The following is a 20,364-nucleotide window of genomic DNA, read 5'->3' on the forward strand; positions in this document are numbered from 1 at the left end:
CGGGGCAAGCCCGCTCCCACAGGCCCTGTGTACGCTTGTTGCGGGAGGTCACCCAGCCCTTTGGGCTGCGCTGTCGAGCACAGAACAAACGGCCAGTGCTGACCCTCTGTGTGCGGCGGTGCGGCGGTCCGACTTGCCCCGCGATCAAGGGCGAAGCCCTTGCCATACCGCCGCTGCTCCCCCAAAAGCCCCATCAACGCTTCATGCAGCGCTGGTAGCGCTCGTCCACCCTGCCCGCAAACCATGCAGTGGTCAGCTTGCGGGTAATCTTCGGGCTCTTGAGCTCGATCCCCGGCAACACGGCCCGCGGCACGGGCTTGCCGGCCGCGGCATCGGCGAGGGCGAACACGCCTTCGTACAGCTCGGTGTCCTCGAACGCGAGGCTATCGCCCTTCTCCAGCTGGCTGCGGATCTGCGTGTTGCGCAATCCAAGCTTGACCCCAAGCTTGCGTGCGGCCCGTTCGGTGCTGCCGGGCATGATCGAGCCTGGCGCGATCAAATCGCCATCGAGCGCCAGCCGCTCCCCGGTCGCACGGCTCAGGGCTGCCTGGAACGCGGCATTGCGGCTGGCGTACCAGCCGGCATTGAAGTCGGCGAAGCGATATATCTGGCGTTGATAATGGCTGGGGTAGCCCAGCAGGTGGGCAATGCCGAAGTACATCCCACCGCGGCGGGTGAACACTTCCTGACGGATCGTCCCCTGGTGGTTGTAGGGGTAGTCCCTGGCATTGCGCTCGGCGAAATCGATGCTCACCTGCATCGGCCCGCCCGTGCGCACCGGGTTGAGCCCACCGAGCAGCGTCCGCCCCAGGGGTAGGCCCGATATGAAGTCGTCGAACAGGCCGCTCAGTTGCTTCTCGCTGCGCACGGCCAGCAACCGTTGCTGGTAGGTCTGGCCATTGGGCGATGGCGTCTTCAACGCGCCATCGACCAGCAGCTTGGGAATGTGCAGGCGCGCGGCGCGGCGGTCGATCTCCTCCCGGGCGATGCGGCCCAGGTTCGGCACCTGGGGGTCTGCGTTGAACGTCGACTCCTGCTCGGTGACGGCCAACACAGCGCACAGGTTGCTCTTGCTGGGGGCGATGCGCTGGGCGGTGAACGCGACCTGGATGTCTCGTGCCCAACCGTCTCGGTCCCGGGTCGAGGCCGGCAGCAGGCGCTTGACTTGGGCCTGGACCTTGGCCGGGTCGACCTCGGGCGCTTGCGGCGAGGTAGCGCAGCCTTGCAGCAGCACGAGGATGGCCAGCCCGCAGGCCAGCCGCCAGTCGATCATTCCCTTCAAGGCTGCTCGCCCACCAGGTAAGTCTTGCTGATATGACGGAACAAGGGGTGGGCGGCGCTGCCCATCAATTCGAACAGCACCATCTCACGCGTGACCACACAGGCCCCGGCATCGCGCATACGCGCCAGACCGGCCGCCTTGCTGGCCGGGGTACGGCTGTCGCAGACATCCTCGACCACGAACACCTGCTTGCCCAAGGCCAACAGGCCGAGCACGGTCTGCAATACGCAGACGTGAGTCTCCATACCGCAGACGATCACTTGCTCACGCGCCATCAGGCTGGCCGGCAAGCACTGCGCGGCCACGCAGGAAAAATGCTGCTTCTCCACTACTTCGGCTGCCGGCGCCGCTGCCAGCAACTCGGCCAGGGTGTGCCCGAGGCCCTTGGGGTACTGCTCGGAGATCACCGTGGGCACTTCCAGCTCGGCGGTCGCCGCCAATAGCCAATGGGCTCGCGCCCGAGTGCCTTCGGAGTCGCTCATGGCGCCTATGAGTTTTTCCTGGATATCGACGACCAGCAGCGTGGCCTTGTGAGGATCGATCAGCATTGACTGCCCCTTGCCTGGGAAAGTAGCGGCCTGCCGTAGGCCACGAAGGCTACTAGGCTGGCCGAGGCAAGGGGGTGGCGTCAATCATGCACAACGCCGATGGGCACCGAGGGTGCTGGCCAGCACCGCCAATACACGGTCTTCATGCTCGTGGATGAAGAAATGCCCGCCGGGGAATACCTCCAGGGAAAAATCGCCCACCGTCTCCTGGCGCCAGGCCAGCAACTGCTCTTGGCTGGCCCGGTCGTCCTCGCCGCCGAGCACATGCAACGGACAGCGTAGCAAAGGGCGGCAGCGGTAGGCGTATCGGCCACATAGCAGGAAGTCGGCGCGCAGCACCGGCAAGGTCAGGTTCATCAGTTCCTGGTTGGCCAGCACCTCCTCCGGGGTGCCCTGCAAGTCACGCAGCTCTGCGATCAGGACGTGATCGGGCTTGGGCTCGCGCCATTGGCCGGCGTCATAGTCTTCCCGACGGGTCGGCGCCGCGGTGCCACAGGCGAACAGCGCCAGCGGCGGTGGGCAGCCCAGCGCCTGCAGTTCATGGGCGAGCTCGAAGGCCAGCAACGCGCCTAGGCTATGGCCGAGCAAGGCATAAGGCATATTGGCGTGCAAACGCTGTTCGGCGGCCAGCTGCCGGGCCAGGGCCTGCATGTCAGTCTGCAGCGGCTCACCCAGACGCGCACCACGCCCGGGCAGCTCCACCGGGCACACCCGCAGCCAGGCCGGCACCTTGCGGCGCCAGCGGCTGTACACCATGGCGCTGGCGCCGGAATAAGGCAGGCACAACAGGTTCACTACGGTCACCGCCAACGCCTCATTGCGCCTGGGCTTGCGCCATTTTCTGACGCAGGCTCAGCGGGCGCATGTCGGTCCAGACTTCATCGATATAGGCCAGGCATTCCTGCTTGAAACCGCTCTTGCCCACCGCGCGCCAGCCGTTGGGAATGGCCTTGTAGTCCGGCCAGATGGAATACTGCTCTTCGTGGTTGACCACTACCTGGAACACGATATCGTCGCGGTCGAATACGGACGTCATTGCCTGTCTCCTTGAATGATGAAAGCCGGTGCGCGGCGCGCAGGGCGGCTTCCCATCAAACGAAGGGCGAGCGGGAAAAATTAATCGCCTGACTTTGCAAGCGGCGCCGATGGTGGCATATATCGAGCTTCCCTTCATGGAGCGTTTTCTCATGCTCGGCGTAACCGACTACGGCGCATTCGTCATTGCCTTCCTTATCCTGTTGGCCATCCCAGGGCCTGGCAACTTCGCACTGATCACGGCCACCGGCAAAGGCGGTATCAAGGCAGGCCTGGCCGCGACCTGTGGGGTGATCCTGGGCGACCAGGTGCTGATGTGGTTGGCGGTGGCCGGAGTCGCCACGCTGCTGGCCGCCTACCCTGCCGCTTTCCATGTGGTGCAATGGGCCGGTGCGGCGTACCTGGCCTGGCTTGGCCTACGCATGGTGTTGAGCAAGCCTGGCGCAGCCCCGCGGGAAAGTCGCATGGCCAATGGGCATTACCTGCGCCAGACGATGATGATCACCTTGCTCAACCCCAAGGCGATCATGTTCTACATGGCGTTCTTTCCACTGTTCGTCGACCCGGTACGCCACCAGGGCGTGGTCACCTTCGCCTTCATGGCGGTGACCGTGGCGGCGCTGACCTTTCTCTATGGCCTGGTTGCGGTGGTGCTGACCCACCACCTGGCCGAGCGCATGCGCGCCAACCCACGCGTCAGCAACCTGCTCGAGCGCCTGGCGGGCGCCTGCCTGGTCGGGTTCGGCATCAAGCTGGCGGCGATGCGCTGAAGCTCAGGCGTCACGCAACAGGTCGTGGGCATCGAGCAGGCGGAAGGCAACCTGCGGGTTGCGCTCCAGCCCACGACGAATGGCAGCAGGGATCGACTGACGCGTCTTGCGGCACAGCCCCGGCTGCTCGTCCAGTTCGATGACGATGCCACGCATGGTGCGCACCTCGTTGTAGCCCGGAGCGATATGCACGCGGATGCCCAGTTGCTCATACAAGCGCACCTGCAGGCGCTGCAGGTCTTCCAGGTCCTTGAGATTCTCCAGGCGCTCAAGCAAGCGTTTTTCCTCCTGCCGGGTCAGCAACAGGATACGTTGCGCCTGGGGCGGCCCTTCGTGCAGCCGTTCGCGCCCGCAATCGCAGGCGCCCGGCGGGCAGGGTTGGCGAAGGGGAAACTCGGTGGTGGTCATTGAGCAAGCATAGATCTTTCCCTGTCCAAGTTCATGGGGCAGGGATCGCCTGGATGAAAACGCCAATGACGTGCCGCACTTTTCCGGCAGGCGGTGGTCTACCCCCTCTTTTGCCGAGTTGCAATCGATTGCCGGCCGTTATTCGCAATGCACAAGGCGGGGCCAAAAGCCCTGCGCTTGTGTAGGATGAGCAGCGCAACCTAGGCGCTGCCAGTTCATAGGGAGATCTTCATGCGCGTCCTGTCATCCGTTGCCCGTCTTGCCGTCCTGTCGCTGGGTCTGATGGCGTGCGCCAATGCCCTGGCCTTCAGTGGCGAAGAAGGGCAACTGATCGAGTCGATCAACGCCTACCGCAGCCAGGCCCAGCGTTGCGGCGGCGAGGCTTCGCTGGAGTTGCCTCCCCTCAACAGCGACACTCGCCTGGCCTTGTCGCCCGAAGGCACCCGTGACTTGCAACAAGCCATGACCCGCGCCGCCTACCCGATGGTCAACGTACAAGCCATCAGCCTGTCCGGCCCGCGCGATGCCCAGGCCGCGATGCACGCCATCGAAGAAAGCTTCTGCCAAGTGGTGCTCGACCCGCAGTTCGTCGATATCGGAGTCAGCCAGGAGGGCCGCGACTGGCGTATCGTCCTGGCCCGTCCGCTGCTCAGCGGGCGCTTGGGCGACTGGCAGGCCGAAGGCCAGAAGCTGCTGCAGGAAATCAATGCCGCACGCAAGGTACCGCGCCAGTGTGGCGGCCAACCCTTCGCAGCAGCGCCGGCGTTAGGCTGGAACACCACCCTCGCAGGGGTTGCCGCCAACCATACCCGAGCGATGGCCAACCAGAACTTCTTCGACCACCTGGACCGCGACGGCCGCACCCCAGGCGACCGCGCGGAGCTTGCGGGCTACCTGTACCAACAGATCGGTGAAACCATCGCCGCCGGGCGCGATACACCGCGCAAGGTGGTCGATGGCTGGCTGGCAAGCCCCGGCCATTGCGCCATCGTGATGAACCCTGATTTTCGCGAATTGGGTGCGGCCTATGCCGTGGACCCGAAGAGCGATGCCGGGATCTACTGGACCGGTGTGTTCGCCTCGCCGCAATGACTTTTGCGGACATTATGAAGCCTGTAGGCGCGCCGCCCGCGCGGCGCGCGATCTCACTGGCCCCGCAGCTGCTGCGGCGCACCCTCTCGCAACGCCAACGCCGTACAACCAAACCGCCGCCGCACGCATTTGCCCAGGTAGCTGGCATCCCCGAGACCCACTTCATCGGCGATCTGCGCCAGGCTATGGCTTGAATTGACCAAGCGCCAGCGCGCCTGCTGCAGTCGCATTTCCTGCCACCAGGCCTTGGCACTCATGCCGTGGCTGGCCAGGAACTGGCGGTCCAACTGGCGGCGACTGATGCCCAGCTCGGCTGCCAGCTGTTCGACCGACAGCGCCGCCGCCAGGTGATGACGCATCAGCGCGGTGGCACGCTGGACCTGACGTCCCTGCCCTGCCCCGGCTTCCAGGGAGCGCAGTGCATGGCGGCTGTCGCGGGTCTCGTCCACCAGCATGTCGGCCAACCCCTTGAGCGCCCGGGCCCGGCCACAGGCCCGTGACAACAGCTCTACCGCCAGGTCGATGGCCGCGGTGCCCCCGGCACAGCTGATACGCGTACCATCGAAACAGTACAGCTGCTCGCGCTGCACCTGCAGATGGGGGAACGAGGCACGAAACTCGGCCTCGTGCCGCCAATGCACCACCACCTTGTGGCCATCGAGCAGGCCGCAGGCGGCCAGTAGGAACGCCGCGTTATCAATACCTACCAGCTTCACTCCGGCTCGCACGGCACGCTTGAGCAGTGCCCGGTAACGCGGCGCCAGGGCGGCCGTTGCAGCGGCGCTGCGTCCGCCGAACAAGACCAGGTATTCATAACCTTTGAAGTCTGCTTGCTCGGCGGTAACGTCCACCTGAACCACCGCACCGCTGCTTGAAGGCACGGGCTGCGCATCCAAGCCCAGCAATGCCCAGCTGCAATAACGCTGGCGGCTGTAATCCTCATCGTCGGCGCTGAAGCGCAGCTTGTCGAGGAACGCGCCGAACGGCAACAGAGCAAATTCGGGCAAGGGAAGGATCAACAGGCGAACATCGGGGGTCATTAAAGCGTGTCCAGAAACCTCCATAGAATGTCCGAATATTACCCTCCAAACAGCGCTTCGTGCCCTAGACTGGCGCCCTTTCTTTAGCCAAAGGCACTGTTCATGGCATTGGATACCTGGCTTCTCTATTTGCTGGCCAGCATCGGCCTGTCGTTGACCCCCGGTCCGAATAGCCTGCTGGCCCTGAGCCATGGCGCGCTCTACGGCGCCCGTCGCACGTTGTTCACCATCGTAGGTGGTGTGTTCGGCTTCAGTGCCCTGATCGCCCTGGCCATGTTCGGCCTGAGCGCCTTGCTCCACACCTCGGCCGCGTTGTTGCAGATACTCAAGTGGGTCGGTGGGGCCTACCTGCTGTGGCTGGGCATTCAACTCTGGCGCAGCCCGGCAATGCGCCTGGAACTGGCCGAAGGCGCCACCAACCTGGGCAACGGTAGCTTGTTCCGCCAAGGCTTCCTGTCGGCCATGGCCAACCCCAAGGTACTGCTGTTCTACGGCGCATTCCTGCCGCAATTCATCGACCCCCAGCGCGGCCTGGCGATGCAGTTCGTGATCATGGCCGCGACGTTCGCCAGCGTGGAATTCTTCGTCGAATACCTGCTGGCACGCCTGGCCTTTCGCATCCGCCCCTGGCTGGCCAAGGGTGGGCGTGGCTTCAACCGCAGCTGCGGGGCCTTGTTCGCACTCATCGGTCTGGCCTTGCCGTTGGGGCGCTGAGCCAAACGACAGGGTGGCCACATCATCAGCTTTTAGCTACAGGGCTTTCAGCTACATAGTCGGGCATCGTCAGGTAATGGCTGTAGCGTTGGCAAGACACGCGCTCGACACTGGGCTCCGACGCGGTTGATCTTCAACCGGCCCTAGAAACTGACGAGACCTCACGATGCGCCCTCTGGTCTATATCCTTGGCGGGCTGGCCCTTAGCAGCCCGTTACACGCCGCCAACACCCCACTCGGCCCCACCCGCCAGCCAGCATTCGCCGAAGCGCCTATGGAGGACCTGAGCCAACGGGGCGCCAAGGCCGCCAGCGAATTGAATGCCTGGTTCAACGCAACGCCCGATAACTGCGGCGGCCCGGACAAACCCGCGCACTTGTGCAGCGGCCTGATGCTACGGGCAACCGATACCAACCCGGATTTCCTGCCGTGGGACCCAAGCCCCGGGGCTATCGCATTGGGCGGCGTGTCCTTCTCTTGGCTAAGGCGCGACCATACATTCGCCAGGACCTGGGAAAATTGGAACGGCTTCATCTTCTACCCCGGCCACGCCACTCCGCCGGGCAGGCTCGACAACATCAAAGTGCTCTGCTCGTTCCCGATCAACGCCAACACTTGGCAACGCCCCGACCTGCAAGGCTGCGGCCCGATGGCGGAGGTACCCGAGCTGACCGATACCTGCCAGAACCTCAACATCCACACCGCGTCCGACTGGTTGAGCAAATATTCCAGGACTGCGACCACCAACAAGGTTTGTGGCTGGGACATTCGCGAAGGACGCGAAGCCACCGCCGCCTGGTTCAAGTCATCCATCGACGCGCACCAGGGCCTGACAGGGCTTGCCTGGGAAACCTTCGACGAGCTGATGCTTTCCACCTGGCGAACCGGCGATGGCGCCCAACTCCCGTTGCATTCGTTCTTCTATCCGGCGCGAAACCTGGAATCCAGAGCAAAGGCACGCATCGACCAGGCGCGCTATTTCGAACAGTACGGTCAGACACTGCCACTCATACGCTTGGCATTCCCACAGGACCGACACGCAACCACCGTCATCAGCTTCCTCGAGACTGATCAGGCGGTAGGCCTGACTGCACCTCGCTTGGAAGTGGATTTCGAAGACATGCCCACCGGACAACCCGCAGACCTGGTTTCAGGCGGCATGGGCTTCAGTGCCAGCGCCTCCGAATTCATCGAGATTCAGGATACGAACCTCGGTACCTCCCTGATCACCGGTAAATACCTGGTCGTAGACAACCTGCTGGATTTCCCTGTGGACCCGAACGGCAACGATACTGGCACGCGAACGGTTGAGTTTTCCTGGGGTTGCAACAGCTATTGCAGCGTCACCGAACTCGACGGCCATGAGACGGTGCTGGTGGACTCCGAAGCGGTAGGACCTATGCACTTCGGGCGCCACACCATGACCGTTACGCCCCCTGCAGTGATTCGCTTGATGAGCAACATGGAGGATGGCTCACGCATTGTGCTCGACAACCTGACCATCGACTGACCTCGCGCAGGCCACCCCAGAGGCGGCCTGCGATTGCAGGCGGTAAAAGCGCCGTGGCAGCAATACCGCAGCCACGGCCAGGCCAGCGGCAAAGCCGACCCAGACCCCCTCCGCACCCAACGGCGAATGAAAGGCCAAGCCATAGCTCAACGGCAACGCCAGCAGCCAATAGCTGACCAGGGTCACCCCCACCGGCCAACGGTAATCCTGCAGGCCACGCAAGGCGCCCAGTGCCGTAGATTGCAGACCATCGGCAACCTGCATGGCCGCCACCACCACGAACATCGGCACGGCAATGGCGATAACCTGCGGGTCGTCGCTCATGGCCTCGGCGATCCGTCGGCCGAACAGCGCCAACAGCACGGTACTGGCGGCCATCCAAGCTGTCACGCTGATGAATGTGGCACTGCCGATGGCGCTGATCCGCAAGGCCTCCCCGCGCCCCTGGGCCTGGCTGATACGAATGCTCACCGCAGCGGCCATACCCAGCGGCAACATGTACAACAACCCGCCGATCGACTGTACCACTTGGTTGGCCGCCAGTGCCGCGGTGCCCAGCCAGCCCAGCATCCAGGCGGCGACCACCACCGCACCGGCTTCGGCCAGGTAACCCAGGCCCAGCGGCCAGCCTTCACCCAACAGCGTGCGCCAGGCCAGTCGCTTTCCGGGCGCGGCACACCGATAGACAGCCAACGACGGCGCCAGGCGCCAATAGGTCAGAGCCAGCAGCACAGCCAGGCCTTCGGCCAGCACGCTGGCGATACCTGCCCCCATCAAGCCCAGGGCGGGCAAGCCGAAACGACCATGGATCAAGCCATAGCTCAAGGGAATGTTGAACAGCACCGCACTCATCACCACCATCACCGCCACCCAGGGTCGGCCGATGGCTTCCAGTACATCCTTGAACACCACCGCCAGGCAGAACGGAATCAGAAACACCGCCATCGCCTGCCAATAGGGTTCGAGCAGGTGCATCGCCGGAAGCGGTACACCGGCCCATTCCAGCACCGGCAGGATCGCGATCATCGCCAGGCAGCCCAGGATGCCGAGCAGCAGCCCATAGCCTAGGCCCGCGCGCAACGTCCGGGCCACGGCATGGGTATCGCCTGCACCGAAGGCGTGCCCCACGCGTACGCTCAGCGTCGCCAACATGCCGTAAAGACCGGCATGGAAGATCAAACCCGCGCTGGCCGTGAGCGACACGCAGGCGAGCACCACGGTCCCCAGCGAAGCCAGCATGAGGGTATCGGTCAGGCTGATCAATTCGCTGGCAGAAAGGCCCAGCACCAAAGGCAAGGCCAGGCGCAGCAAGGCCGGTAGCTCCGCCAGCCAGGTGGTCCTGCGGCACGCGAGGGAAACGGACATTGAAACGAACCTCAATTTACATACGCCGCGTATGCTAATACCACTTAATGACATACGCAACGTATGTTAATTTCGAACCCTCGTATTGCCCTGGAATTATCCGATGCCCACACCACGCCGCAGCCGCGCCGCCATGCGTGCAGACACCACCGAACGCCTCATTGCCGTTGCCCGTCGCCACTTCGCCGAAAAGGGCTTCGCCGCCGTGGTCATGGACGATTTGTGTGCCGAAGCCGACCTTACCCGTGGCGCCCTCCACCATCATTTCGGTGGCAAGGCCGGCTTGTTCACCGCAGTGGTGACCCACTTGCTCGACGAGATCAACCAAGCACTGGATGCACGCTTCGCCACCCACAGCGATCCGTGGGAGGGCTACCTCGATACCTGCCTGCACTACTACGACCTGCTGCACGACCCGGCCCTTCGCCGCATCCTCCTGCAGGACGCGCCGGCGGTACTCGGCCCGCGTCTGCGCGAGCTTGAGGAGCAGAGTTACATCGGCCCCATGATCGAAGGGTTGGTGGCGTTGCAGCAGGCAGGCGTACTGCGCGACTTCGATCCCGTGGCCATGGCCCATTTGATCAATGGCGCCATGGGCGACAGCGGAATGTGGGTCATCGCCCAAGATGATCCCAAAGACGCGGCAGAACGGATCAAGGGCGCGCTGAAATGCTTGATGGAGGGGCTGCGTCGTTGACGCTCGCCGCTACTCCAGCGAAGTCGATAAAGGCCCAAGATCCCTGAATTTTCTGCGCTTTCACTGACATGATCTAAGCTTTTCCTAGCCTTCTAGCGAGTTCCCTGCCTGCGACAATCCGCCTCGAAAAATTGTGTACCAACTTGTTAATTAGCTTGCTAAGGGCCTAAACTGCACACAGTCCCACCTGCGAGATCCTTGGCAATGACACAAACACCTCGCGCCTCCGGCGCCTCAAACTTCATCCTGGTCGGCCTGGGCGTGATCATCGCCCTGCTCGGCCTGCTCCTGGTCGCTGGCGGCATCAAGCTCGCCGGCCTGGGAGGTTCCTGGTACTTCCTGGTCGGTGGCTTGGCCATGGCCATCTCAGGCGTGCTCATCGCCCGACGCAAGTCTGCTGGCGCCTGGCTGTTCGCCGCGTTTCTGGTCGGCACCGCGATCTGGGCCGTGATGGACGCCGGCCTGGTCTTCTGGCCGTTGTTCTCGCGGCTGTTCATGTTCTCGGCCATTGGCCTGGTGGTGGCGCTGGTGTACCCGATGCTGGTGCGTGCCAGTGGTGGCTGCGCCGGCCGTGGCGCCTATGGCGTGGCAGGCGTCCTGGCCGTAGCCTTGGCGGTTGCCGCCGGCAACATGTTCGTTGCCCACCCAAGCGTTGCCCCGACCGGCAAAGGGCCGGGCCTGACGCCGGTCGAACCGGCCAAGGCACAGAAAGACTGGGCCCACTATGGCAATACCGAAGGCGGCAGCCGCTTCGCTGCCCTGGACCAGATCAACCGTGACAACGTCGACAAGCTCCAGGTCGCCTGGACCTACCGCACCGGCGACGTGGCGCTCAGCGACGGCAATGGTGCCGAAGATCAACTGACCCCGTTGCAGGTAGGCGACAAGGTGTTCATCTGCACCCCGCACAACAACCTCATCGCGCTGGATGCCGACACCGGCAAGGAAATCTGGAAGAACGAGATCAACGCCCAGTCCAAGGTCTGGCAGCGTTGCCGCGGCATGGCCTACTTCGACGCGACTGCGCCGCTGGCCCAACCGACCCAGCCCCACAGCTCGCCGATCGTCGCCGCCAGCGTACCGGCCGGTGCCAATTGCCAACGCCGCTTGCTGACCAACACCATCGATGGCCGCCTGATCGCAGTCGACGCCGACACCGGTGCGTTCTGCCAAGGCTTCGGCAACAACGGGCAGGTCGACCTCAAGGCTGGCCTGGGCGATGTCCCGGACTCGTATTACCAGCTCTCCTCGGCCCCGCTGATGGCCGGCACCACCGTGGTGGTCGGCGGCCGTGTCGCCGACAACGTCCAGACCGACATGCCAGGCGGCGTGATCCGAGGTTTCGACGTGATCACCGGTGAAATGCGCTGGGCCTTCGACCCAGGCAACCCGGAAGACCGCCAGGCCCCGCAGGGCGACAGCACCTACGTGCGCAGCACCCCGAACAGCTGGGCACCGATGTCCTACGACCCGGCGATGAATACCGTGTTCCTGCCGATGGGCTCGTCGTCCACCGATATCTACGGCGTTGAACGCAGCAAGCTGGACCACACCTATGGCGCTTCGGTGCTTGCCCTGGACGCCACCACCGGCAACCAGAAGTGGGTGTTCCAGACCGTGCACAACGACCTGTGGGACTTCGACCTGCCGATGCAGCCGAGCCTGATCGACTTCACCAAGGATGACGGCCAGTCGGTACCTGCAGTGGTGATCGGCACCAAGGCCGGGCAGATCTACGTGCTCGACCGTGCCACCGGCAAGCCGCTGACCCAAGTCGACGAAGTACCGGTCAAGCCAAGTAACATTCCGAACGAACCGTATTCGCCAACCCAACCGAAGTCGGTGGGCATGCCGCAGATCGGCGCGCAGACACTGACCGAATCGGACATGTGGGGTGCTACCCCGTATGACCAACTGCTGTGCCGCATCGACTTCAAGAAGATGCGCTACGACGGCCTGTACACCGCGCCGGGCACCGACCTGTCGCTGAGCTTCCCAGGCTCGCTGGGCGGCATGAACTGGGGCAGCATCTCCACCGACCCGGTGCACGGCTTCATTTTCGTCAACGACATGCGCCTGGGCCTGTGGATCCAGATGATCCCGTCGCAGAACAAGGGCCAGGCTGCCTCCGGTGGTGAAGCGCTGAATACCGGCATGGGCGCCGTACCGCTCAAGGGCACCCCCTATGCCGTGAACAAGAACCGCTTCCTGTCGGTGGCCGGTATTCCGTGCCAGGCGCCACCGTTCGGCACCCTGACCGCCATCGACATGAAGAGCCGCCAAATCGCCTGGCAGGTACCGGTGGGCACCGTCGAAGACACCGGCCCCTTGGGCATTCGCATGCATCTGCCGATCAAGATCGGCCTGCCGACTCTCGGCGGCACCCTGTCGACCCAAGGTGGCCTAGTGTTCATCGCCGGCACCCAGGACTTCTACCTGCGTGCCTATGACAGCAGCAATGGCAGTGAGATCTGGAAGGCCCGTCTGCCAGTCGGCAGCCAGGGCGGTCCGATGACCTACGTCTCGCCCAAGACCGGCAAGCAGTACGTGGTGGTCACCGCCGGCGGTGCGCGCCAGTCCACTGACCGTGGCGATTATGTGATGGCCTACGCCTTGCCATAAAACCCGTCGCCCATCGCGGGGCAAGCCTTGGCAGGCCCTTCTGGGCGCGGGCTTGTCCCGCGATTGGGCCTGGCCTGGTAACACCGTCCCTTGATCGCGGGGCAAGCCCGCTCCCACAAGGGGGACAGCGCAGCCCGAAGAGCTGGGCGACCTCCCACAAGGACCGTGCATACCGCTGGCCTGTGGGAGCCCGCGTTTATTCCTTATTGATAACCCCGAGACTTTGCAATGCCACCCGTTTTTCGCGTCACCCCCACTGCCCTGCTCGTGGCTCTGGCCAGCACCAGCGCCCTGGCCAGCAACGACCTGATGACCCGTGACACCCTGACCGGCGACTGGGGCGGCCTACGCCACCAGCTGGAGGAAGACGGCATCAAGTTCACCGGCGACTACAGCGGCGAAACCGCCTACAACGCCCATGGCGGCCTGCACCGTTCGGCGCGCTATTCGCAGAACCTCAAGCTCGGTGTGCAGTTCGATCTCTCCAAGCTCTATGACCTGGACAACGGCGGCAAAGTCCAGCTGACCCTCAACGACCGCCGTGGCAACAGCGCCTCCGAAGACCTGGTTGGCAACCGCCTGCCGATCCAGGAGAACTATGGCGGCCTGTATACCCGCCTGACCGAACTGAGCTACGAGCGCACCCTGTTCACGCCGGCATTGAACGTCAAGCTCGGCTACATGGCCATGGGCAATGACCTGGGCGGGCTGGACAGTGGCATCCTGTGCAACTTCATGAACGCCGGTTTCTGCGGTCACCCGCTGAACATGTCCGGTGGCAGCGGCTGGACCAACTATCCCAACGCGCATCTGGGGGTACGGGTGAAATATGACCTGTCGCCAGCCTGGCAACTGCGCGTGGCGGCGTTCAATGTCGACCCCGAAAGCAACGGCAATTCCAGTCGTGCCTGGCACCTGGGGCCCAAGCACACCACCGGTACGGTGGTGCCGGTGGAGCTGGTGTACAAGCTGCAGGGCGAGCTGCCAGGCGAGTACAAGCTGGGCTACTACTACGATAGCTCCGACGTGAAACGCATCGGCAGCGAGAAGGAGGTCTCCGGTCGTGGCGGTCATTACCTGCTGCTCGACCAGGCCGTGTGGAACGATCCGGCATCGCCCGGCCGTAGCCTCCATGCGTTCGGCCAGTATTCTGCATCGAGCAAGGCGGCCTCGCCGTTCACCAAGTGGTATGGCGCGGGCGTTGTGTTGTACAAGCCGTTCGAGGGACGCCCGCGCGACACCCTGGCCCTGGGTTATGGTCGCGCGGTGCCCAACCCCCGTAGTCGCGATGTGCTCGAGGATACGGCGCTGGCCGCTGGGCAAGGCTTCCCCAACCTGGACAGCGCCGAGCAACTGATCGAGCTGAGCTATGGCTACCAGGCCACGCCGTGGCTGAACCTTAGGCCGGATGTGCAATACATCATCGAGCCGGGGGCCTTCTCCGGGCAGGACATCGACAATGCGTTGGTCGTGGGGCTGCAGGTCAAGGCGACATTCTGAACCGAGCCTCGGGGCCGCTTTGCGGCCCTTTCGCGGCATAAGGCCGTTCCTACACATCATCGCCAGGTCTACCCAACTTTTTCCTGCCTACCGAGCATATTTTTAATAATTTTCCGTTTCCGCCCCCTGTTCCAGTATTCGCCGCAACTACAACAACAAAGAGCGGTGAACACGATGAGTACGAGTGCGTCCATGCCTGCCACCGCGCAGGCGAATCAAGCCGGCTTTCGCCGGGTACTGGGGTTGGGGTCGCTGTTGGCCGTGGCCATCGGCCTGGTGGTGTCCCAGGGCGTAATGGTAATGATGCTGCAAGGCGTTGGTGCCGCAGGCCTTGGCTTCATCGTGCCGCTGGGCCTGGCCTACCTGCTGGCGCTGAGCTATGCCTGTTCGTTCTCCGAGCTGGCCTTGCTCATTCCCCGCGCCGGCAGCCTCTCCAGCTATACCGAGGTCGCCCTGGGCCACTTCCCGGCCATCCTGGCGACCTTTTCCGGCTACGTAGTGGTGGCCATGTTCGCCCTGTCGGCCGAGTTGCTGCTGCTCGACCTGATCGTCGCCAAGGTCTACCCCGGGGCCTTCCCGCAATTCTCGGTGGCCTTCGCCGTGCTTGGCCTGTTCACCGTGCTCAACCTCATGGGCATCGACATCTTCGCCAAGCTGCAGAGCGCCATGGCGGTAGTGATGGTCATCGTGCTGCTGATCCTTGGCATCGCGGCCATCCGTGAAGGCCATGACGCCGGCGCTACCCATGCCCTGCTGCAAGGCGACTGGAACCCGATGGGCGCAGGCGTGCTGGCATTGACTGCCATGGCCGTGTGGGGCTTCGTCGGCGCCGAGTTCGTCTGCTCGCTGGTAGAGGAAACCCGCAAGCCAGAGCGCAATATTCCGCGTTCGATGATGATCGGCCTGACCGTGATCTTCGCCACCATCGCCCTGTATGGCCTGGGCGCGCTGTTCCTGGTGCCACGCCAGGCGCTGTCTACCGATGCCTTGCCGCATTATCTGTTCGCCACCACGGTGTTCGGCAAGACCGGCGAAGTGTTCTTGGTGATCGCGGCGGTCACCGCCACCTGCAGTACCCTCAACACCTCGCTCGCCGCCATCCCGCGGATGCTCTACGGCATGGCCTGCAGCGGCCAGGCGTTCCCGCAGTTCAAGCGGCTCAGCCCCCGCGCCAATACACCCTGGGTAGCGGTGCTGTTCGTCGCCGCCATCACCGGCCTGCCGATCCTGGTGATGGGCCAGAACGCTGCGGCGATCAACCTGTTGCTGCTTTCCGCGGCCCTGGCCTGGTTGCTGGCGTATATCATCGTGCACCTGGATGTGATCGCCCTGCGCCGTCGCTACCCGCACCTGGCGCGTCCGTTCCGCACACCGTTCTACCCACTGCCGCAAGTGTTCGGCATTGGCGGGATGCTATATGCGATCTGGTATGCCTCGCCGAGCCCCGAGATGACCGGCAGGATCTTCGGCGTTGCCGGGGTGGTGCTGGCAGTGGTTTCGCTGATCGCAGTGGTGTGGATCAAGGGTGTGATGAAGAAGCCACTGTTCAAGCCTGAGGCGATGTAAGCCTGGAAGGCTTTCGTTGCTGAACCCGCACCATCGCGGGGCAAGCCCACTCCCATAGAACAACGCATAACTATTTAATTTTGCGAGCCTTTTGTGGGAGCGGCGGTGCGGCGATCCGACTTGTCCCGCGATTGGGCCGGGCCCGATATCACCGTCGCCTGGCAAGGGCTTCGCCCTTGATCGCGGGACAAGCCCGCTCCCACGCACTTCTGTGTGGGGCTTGCCCCGCGATGGCGTCGGAACAAACCTCAGCCAAGGCTCAGGTGCTTCACCAACCGCAACAACATCGCATCGCACGCACGCAATTGCTCGACACTGACGAACTCATCCGGCTTGTGCCCTTGGTCCATGCTGCCCGGGCCACACACCACGGTCGGGATCCCCGCCTGGTCGAACAGCCCACCTTCGGTGCCGAACGCCACGGTGCCGAACGCATTCGAACCACTGAGCAGCGCCACCAGTTGCGCCGCCTCGCTGTCGGCTGGTGTCGCCAGGCCCGGGTAGGCACTGAGCGGTTGCAAGCGGATGTCGCTGTCGGCGCTCACCGCGCGCATGCGTGGCAACAACTCGGCTTGGGCATAGGCCTGCAACTGGTCGGCCACGGCCTGGGCCTCGAAGCCAGGCAAGGCCCGCACCTCGAAGTCGAACGCGCATTCGGCCGGAACGATGTTCAGCGCCCTGCCCCCGCTGATCACACCGGTCTGTACCGTGGAGAACGGCGGGTCGAAGCGCTCGTCGTGGTGCTCGGGCCGGGCCAGGCTGTCGCCGATTTGGCCCAGCTTGCCGATCAGCCGCGCGGCGTATTCGATGGCATTGACCCCATAGGGTGCATACGCCGAATGACAGGCTGCGCCCTGCACCTGACAGCGCATGGCCAGCTTGCCCTTGTGGCCGAGCACCGGCTTGAGTTCGGTGGGCTCGCCAATCAGGCACAGCCGTGGCTTATGCGTACGTTGCTCGAGGGCAGCGAGCATGGCGCGCACGCCCAGGCAGCCGACCTCTTCGTCGTAGGAAAACGCCAGATGCACCGGCAGCTTCAATGGCTGGGCAAGAAACGCTGGCACCGCGGCCAGCACCGACGCGATGAAGCCTTTCATGTCGGCGGTACCACGCCCATAGAGACGCCCATCACGCTCGGTCAGGGTGAAGGGGTCGGCCGTCCAGGCCTGGCCGTCCACCGGTACCACGTCGGTGTGCCCGGACAGCACCACACCACCGCGGTCCTGGGGACCGATGGTGGCGAACAGGTTGGCCTTGCTGCCTTCATCGTTATGGAACAACTCGCACGCCACCCCCAGCTCGGCCAGGTAATCGCGAATGAAGCCGATCAGCTCCAGGTTCGAGTCGCGGCTGACGGTGGCAAAACCCACCAGCCGCGCCAGCAGCTCACGGCTGTTCGGCTCATTCATCGCCCGGCACCCCATAGCTGGGCGCCGCGGTGGGGTTCAGTGCGCGGGTCACGTAGTCCTGCATCTGTGGGCGATAGGCCTGCCACAGTTTGCCTAAGGCGCCGATGGGGTCTTCGTCGGCCCAGTCCACCCGCAAGTCGACCAGCGGCCAGGTCAGGTCACCGGCAATTTTCATCGCGGCCGAATGCACCGGCCCCGCTTCGCCACCGGCAGCCATTGCGGCGTGCATGGCCGCCAGCAAACGGTCACCCAGGTGCCCTACCGTTTGTTCGAAGGCTTCGACCATCGCCTCGATCACCTGGATAGAGGACAACAAGTTACCCGCGGCCGCGCATTGCTGGCCGGCCACCGCATTGTGCACACCCAGCGCTTCCTTGCCGGTGAACAGGGCGACCTCGCCCTGACTGTCGATCACGGTCACCTGGCGATACTCGCTCCAGCCATTGGCCGTGAGCACTTGGTCCAGGGCTGCGCCCGGCACTTGCCCGCGCTCCAGGGCGTCCAGAACCTGGGGCCCCAGGGCTGGCAACGTGATGTTCTGCGTGGCCACCGCGCCGACGCCGGCACGCACCCAGGGGCATCGAGCCCCCACGGCGATGCTCGACGAGCTGATGGCGATTCCGAGCTGGCCGGTTTCCGGGCAGCGGCCGATGATGGAAAAGGTCATGTTCCAGGGCTCCTGATGGGGGGGGGCGGTGCCGCGCGAAACAAGCACTTTGCGCGCGGGTAGACGCATTCTGGGCAGAAGCCAATGGCCCACGAAACCAACTTTTTCCTAGGGCTTGGCAAGCAAAAAACTAAGGCAATAAAAATAAAGGAACGTGTATTCCCAAAACCCTGCTGACACGCCTGAAAGGCTCGCCGTTCAAGGCCTTCGTTAATTTATGGACAAGCATTAGCTAAATAATATTTTCGCGATGCACGCGGCGTCCCTAGTCTGGCTCCAGGCAAAGGCGGTACCCCACCGACCTGAATAGAACCGCCTTCGAAGAAGGGCTCAGACATGACATTGAACAACATCGACATCGACACCCTCGTGGTCGGCGCCGGCCAGGCCGGCGTGGCCATGAGCGAACACCTGAGCAAACTCGGCGTGCCGCACCTGGTACTCGAGCGCAAGCGCATCGCCGAGGCCTGGCGTACCGGGCGCTGGGACTCGCTGGTGGCCAACGGCCCGGTCTGGCACGACCGCTTCCCGGGCCTTGAATTCGACTTGGACCCGGACGCCTTCGCCGGCAAGGACCAGGTCGCCGACTATTTCGAGACCTATGTGCGCACCTACAACCTGCCCGTGCGCACCGGCGTCGACGTCAAGCGCGTGATGCGCAACGCCGATCGCCCGGGGTTCACCATCGAAACCAGCGAGGGCGTGATCCATGCCAACCGCGTGGTGGCCGCCACCGGCCCGTTCCAGCGCCCAGTGATTCCAGCCATCGCGCCGAAGGATGAACGCCTGCACCAGATCCACTCCGCCGCCTACTACAACCCCGAGCAACTGCCCGAGGGCACCGTGCTGGTAGTGGGCGCGGGTTCTTCAGGGGTGCAGATCGCCGAGGAACTGATGCGCGCGGGACGCCAGGTGTATTTGTCGGTGGGCGCCCATGACCGCCCCCCGCGCAGCTACCGCAACCGCGATTTCTGCTGGTGGCTGGGTGTGCTCGGCGAATGGGATGCGGAAATCGCCAAGCCCGGCCGTGAACACGTGACCATCGCCGTCAGCGGTGCCCGCGGCGGCCATACCGTGGACTTCCGCGCCCTGGCCCACCAAGGCATGACCCTGGTCGGTCTGACCCAGTCGTTCGACAACGGTGTGGTGCGCTTCCAGGCGGACCTGGCCGACAACATCCGCCGCGGCGACGAGAACTACCTGGCCCTGCTCGATGCCGCCGATGCCTATATCGAACGCAACGGCCTGGACCTGCCGGAGGAGCCCGAGGCCCGCAAGCGCCTGCCGGACCCCGACTGCATCAGCAACCCGCTGCGTGAACTGGACCTGGCCAAGGCAGGCGTCAGCACCATCATCTGGGCCACTGGCTATGGCGTGGATTTCAGCTGGCTGCAGGTCGACACCTTCGACGAAAACGGCAAGCCACAGCACCAACGCGGCGTTTCCCGCGAGCCTGGCGTGTACTTCCTCGGCCTGCCCTGGCTGTCGCGACGCGGCTCGTCGTTCATCTGGGGCGTATGGCACGACGCCAAGCATGTGGCAGGCCACATCGCCACCCAACGTACCTACCAGGCCTACCGCGATCGCCAGCAGCGCGAAGCGGATGCCGAACAGACCCCGTCCTCGATCAAGAAAGTCAGCACCCTCGGAGCGCACTGATGCCTACTCATACCCGTATCCGCATGTTCAACACCAAGGCGACCTACCCCAACCAGACGCTGGACAACGACCTCTGCCAGGCAGTACGCGCGGGCAACACGGTCTATGTACGCGGGCAAGTGGGCACCGACTTCGAAGGCCGCCTGGTGGGCCTGGGCGACCCCCGGGCCCAGGCCGAACAGGCGATGAAGAACGTCAAGCAGTTGCTCCAGGAAGCCGGCTCGGACCTGTCGCATATCGTCAAGACCACCACCTACATCACCGACCCACGTTTCCGCGAGCCGGTGTACCAGGAGGTCGGCAAGTGGCTCAAGGGCGTGTTCCCGATTTCTACCGGGCTGGTGGTAGCGGGGTTGGCACAGGCTGAATGGTTGATGGAAATCGATGTGATCGCCGTGGTGCCGGATCAATCGTGACGCAACGAGGGCCGCTCTGCGGCCCAATCGCGGGACAAGCCCGCTCCCGCAGAGGGGGCGGCGC

18 protein-coding genes and 1 pseudogene are annotated in these 20,364 nt (G+C 64.0%); 10 read left to right on the top strand and 9 right to left on the bottom strand.

The features are described 5' to 3' along the window. Positions 1-193: 193 nt before the first annotated feature. The 4 genes from ACNFG0_RS21345 to ACNFG0_RS21360 form a co-directional block, all read right to left on the bottom strand. Positions 194-1,273 (bottom strand): DUF1615 domain-containing protein, encoded by a 1,080-nt coding sequence (locus ACNFG0_RS21345; protein ID WP_416766281.1) that lies wholly within the window; start codon positions 1,271-1,273, stop codon positions 194-196. A 5-nt stretch (positions 1,274-1,278) separates the two neighbouring features. Continuing rightward, entirely contained in the window at positions 1,279-1,830 is a 552-nt protein-coding gene (locus tag ACNFG0_RS21350) for a hydrolase (RefSeq protein ID WP_196166765.1), read from the bottom strand. Positions 1,831-1,914: 84 nt separating this feature from the next. Beyond that, a complete protein-coding gene (locus tag ACNFG0_RS21355) occupies positions 1,915-2,634 on the bottom strand; it encodes a thioesterase II family protein (RefSeq protein WP_416766283.1) in 720 nt (239 codons plus the stop codon). A 10-nt stretch (positions 2,635-2,644) separates the two neighbouring features. Continuing rightward, positions 2,645-2,866 (bottom strand): MbtH family protein, encoded by a 222-nt coding sequence (locus tag ACNFG0_RS21360; RefSeq protein WP_084856942.1) that lies wholly within the window; start codon positions 2,864-2,866, stop codon positions 2,645-2,647. Between the two features lie 151 nt (positions 2,867-3,017). Between ACNFG0_RS21360 and ACNFG0_RS21365 the strand changes: the two genes are divergently transcribed. Then, on the top strand, positions 3,018-3,635 hold the full coding sequence (locus ACNFG0_RS21365; protein WP_196156594.1) for a LysE family transporter: 618 nt from the start codon (positions 3,018-3,020) through the stop codon (positions 3,633-3,635). 3 nt (positions 3,636-3,638) lie between these two features. Here the strand turns inward: ACNFG0_RS21365 and ACNFG0_RS21370 are convergent, their stop codons facing one another. Then, the gene (locus ACNFG0_RS21370; RefSeq protein WP_196145329.1) at positions 3,639-4,043 is read right to left on the bottom strand and encodes a hypothetical protein; all 405 of its coding nucleotides are present in this window, start codon (positions 4,041-4,043) and stop codon (positions 3,639-3,641) included. Between the two features lie 231 nt (positions 4,044-4,274). On the opposite strand from ACNFG0_RS21370, the gene ACNFG0_RS21375 reads away from it, so the two are divergent. Further along, on the top strand, positions 4,275-5,135 hold the full coding sequence (locus ACNFG0_RS21375) for a CAP domain-containing protein (protein ID WP_196145328.1): 861 nt from the start codon (positions 4,275-4,277) through the stop codon (positions 5,133-5,135). Between the two features lie 53 nt (positions 5,136-5,188). Here ACNFG0_RS21375 and ACNFG0_RS21380 read toward each other — a convergent pair whose 3' ends face one another. Further along, the gene (locus ACNFG0_RS21380; RefSeq protein WP_196156587.1) at positions 5,189-6,175 is read right to left on the bottom strand and encodes a GlxA family transcriptional regulator; all 987 of its coding nucleotides are present in this window, start codon (positions 6,173-6,175) and stop codon (positions 5,189-5,191) included. Between the two features lie 102 nt (positions 6,176-6,277). Here ACNFG0_RS21380 and ACNFG0_RS21385 point away from each other — a divergent pair, with 102 nt between their 5' ends. Both ACNFG0_RS21385 and ACNFG0_RS21390 read left to right on the top strand, forming a co-directional pair. Continuing rightward, the gene (locus ACNFG0_RS21385) at positions 6,278-6,889 is read left to right on the top strand and encodes a LysE family translocator (RefSeq protein ID WP_416766286.1); all 612 of its coding nucleotides are present in this window, start codon (positions 6,278-6,280) and stop codon (positions 6,887-6,889) included. Positions 6,890-7,055: 166 nt separating this feature from the next. Beyond that, positions 7,056-8,399 carry a hypothetical protein gene (locus ACNFG0_RS21390; protein ID WP_416766287.1) on the top strand — a complete coding sequence of 448 codons (1,344 nt, stop codon included), beginning with the start codon at positions 7,056-7,058 and terminating at the stop codon, positions 8,397-8,399. Here the strand turns inward: ACNFG0_RS21390 and ACNFG0_RS21395 are convergent. Further along, positions 8,364-9,764, bottom strand: a complete 1,401-nt coding sequence (locus ACNFG0_RS21395) for an MATE family efflux transporter (protein ID WP_416766288.1) — start codon at positions 9,762-9,764, stop codon at positions 8,364-8,366. The genes ACNFG0_RS21390 and ACNFG0_RS21395 overlap by 36 nt on opposite strands. 103 nt (positions 9,765-9,867) lie before the next feature. Here ACNFG0_RS21395 and ACNFG0_RS21400 point away from each other — a divergent pair, with 103 nt between their 5' ends. From ACNFG0_RS21400 to ACNFG0_RS21415, 4 genes are all read left to right on the top strand, one after another. After that, the gene (locus ACNFG0_RS21400) at positions 9,868-10,461 is read left to right on the top strand and encodes a TetR/AcrR family transcriptional regulator (protein WP_196156590.1); all 594 of its coding nucleotides are present in this window, start codon (positions 9,868-9,870) and stop codon (positions 10,459-10,461) included. Positions 10,462-10,665: 204 nt separating this feature from the next. Further along, a complete protein-coding gene (locus ACNFG0_RS21405) occupies positions 10,666-13,083 on the top strand; it encodes a glucose/quinate/shikimate family membrane-bound PQQ-dependent dehydrogenase (protein ID WP_416766290.1) in 2,418 nt (805 codons plus the stop codon). Between the two features lie 228 nt (positions 13,084-13,311). Further along, positions 13,312-14,583, top strand: a complete 1,272-nt coding sequence (locus ACNFG0_RS21410) for a carbohydrate porin (protein ID WP_196156592.1) — start codon at positions 13,312-13,314, stop codon at positions 14,581-14,583. Positions 14,584-14,775: 192 nt separating this feature from the next. Continuing rightward, positions 14,776-16,149 carry an APC family permease gene (locus ACNFG0_RS21415; protein WP_416766291.1) on the top strand — a complete coding sequence of 458 codons (1,374 nt, stop codon included), beginning with the start codon at positions 14,776-14,778 and terminating at the stop codon, positions 16,147-16,149. 248 nt (positions 16,150-16,397) lie between these two features. Here the strand turns inward: ACNFG0_RS21415 and argE are convergent, their stop codons facing one another. Next, a complete protein-coding gene (gene argE, locus ACNFG0_RS21420) occupies positions 16,398-17,558 on the bottom strand; it encodes an acetylornithine deacetylase (RefSeq protein WP_196145319.1) in 1,161 nt (386 codons plus the stop codon). After that, positions 17,551-18,225, bottom strand: a complete 675-nt coding sequence (locus tag ACNFG0_RS21425) for a DUF1028 domain-containing protein (protein WP_196156734.1) — start codon at positions 18,223-18,225, stop codon at positions 17,551-17,553. Before ACNFG0_RS21425 ends, argE begins: the two co-directional genes overlap by 8 nt. Positions 18,226-18,527: 302 nt before the next feature. Between ACNFG0_RS21425 and ACNFG0_RS21430 the strand changes: the two are divergent. Beyond that, positions 18,528-19,884 (top strand): annotated as a pseudogene (locus ACNFG0_RS21430) (flavin-containing monooxygenase). Continuing rightward, a complete protein-coding gene (locus tag ACNFG0_RS21435) occupies positions 19,884-20,300 on the top strand; it encodes a RidA family protein (protein WP_416766293.1) in 417 nt (138 codons plus the stop codon). The pseudogene ACNFG0_RS21430 and the gene ACNFG0_RS21435 overlap by 1 nt, the downstream one beginning before the upstream one ends. Positions 20,301-20,364: the final 64 nt, after the last annotated feature.

It is taken from the genome of Pseudomonas sp. NY15372 (genome assembly GCF_048068215.1).
In the GTDB taxonomy this organism is placed as follows: Bacteria; Pseudomonadota; Gammaproteobacteria; order Pseudomonadales; family Pseudomonadaceae; genus Aquipseudomonas; species Aquipseudomonas guariconensis_A.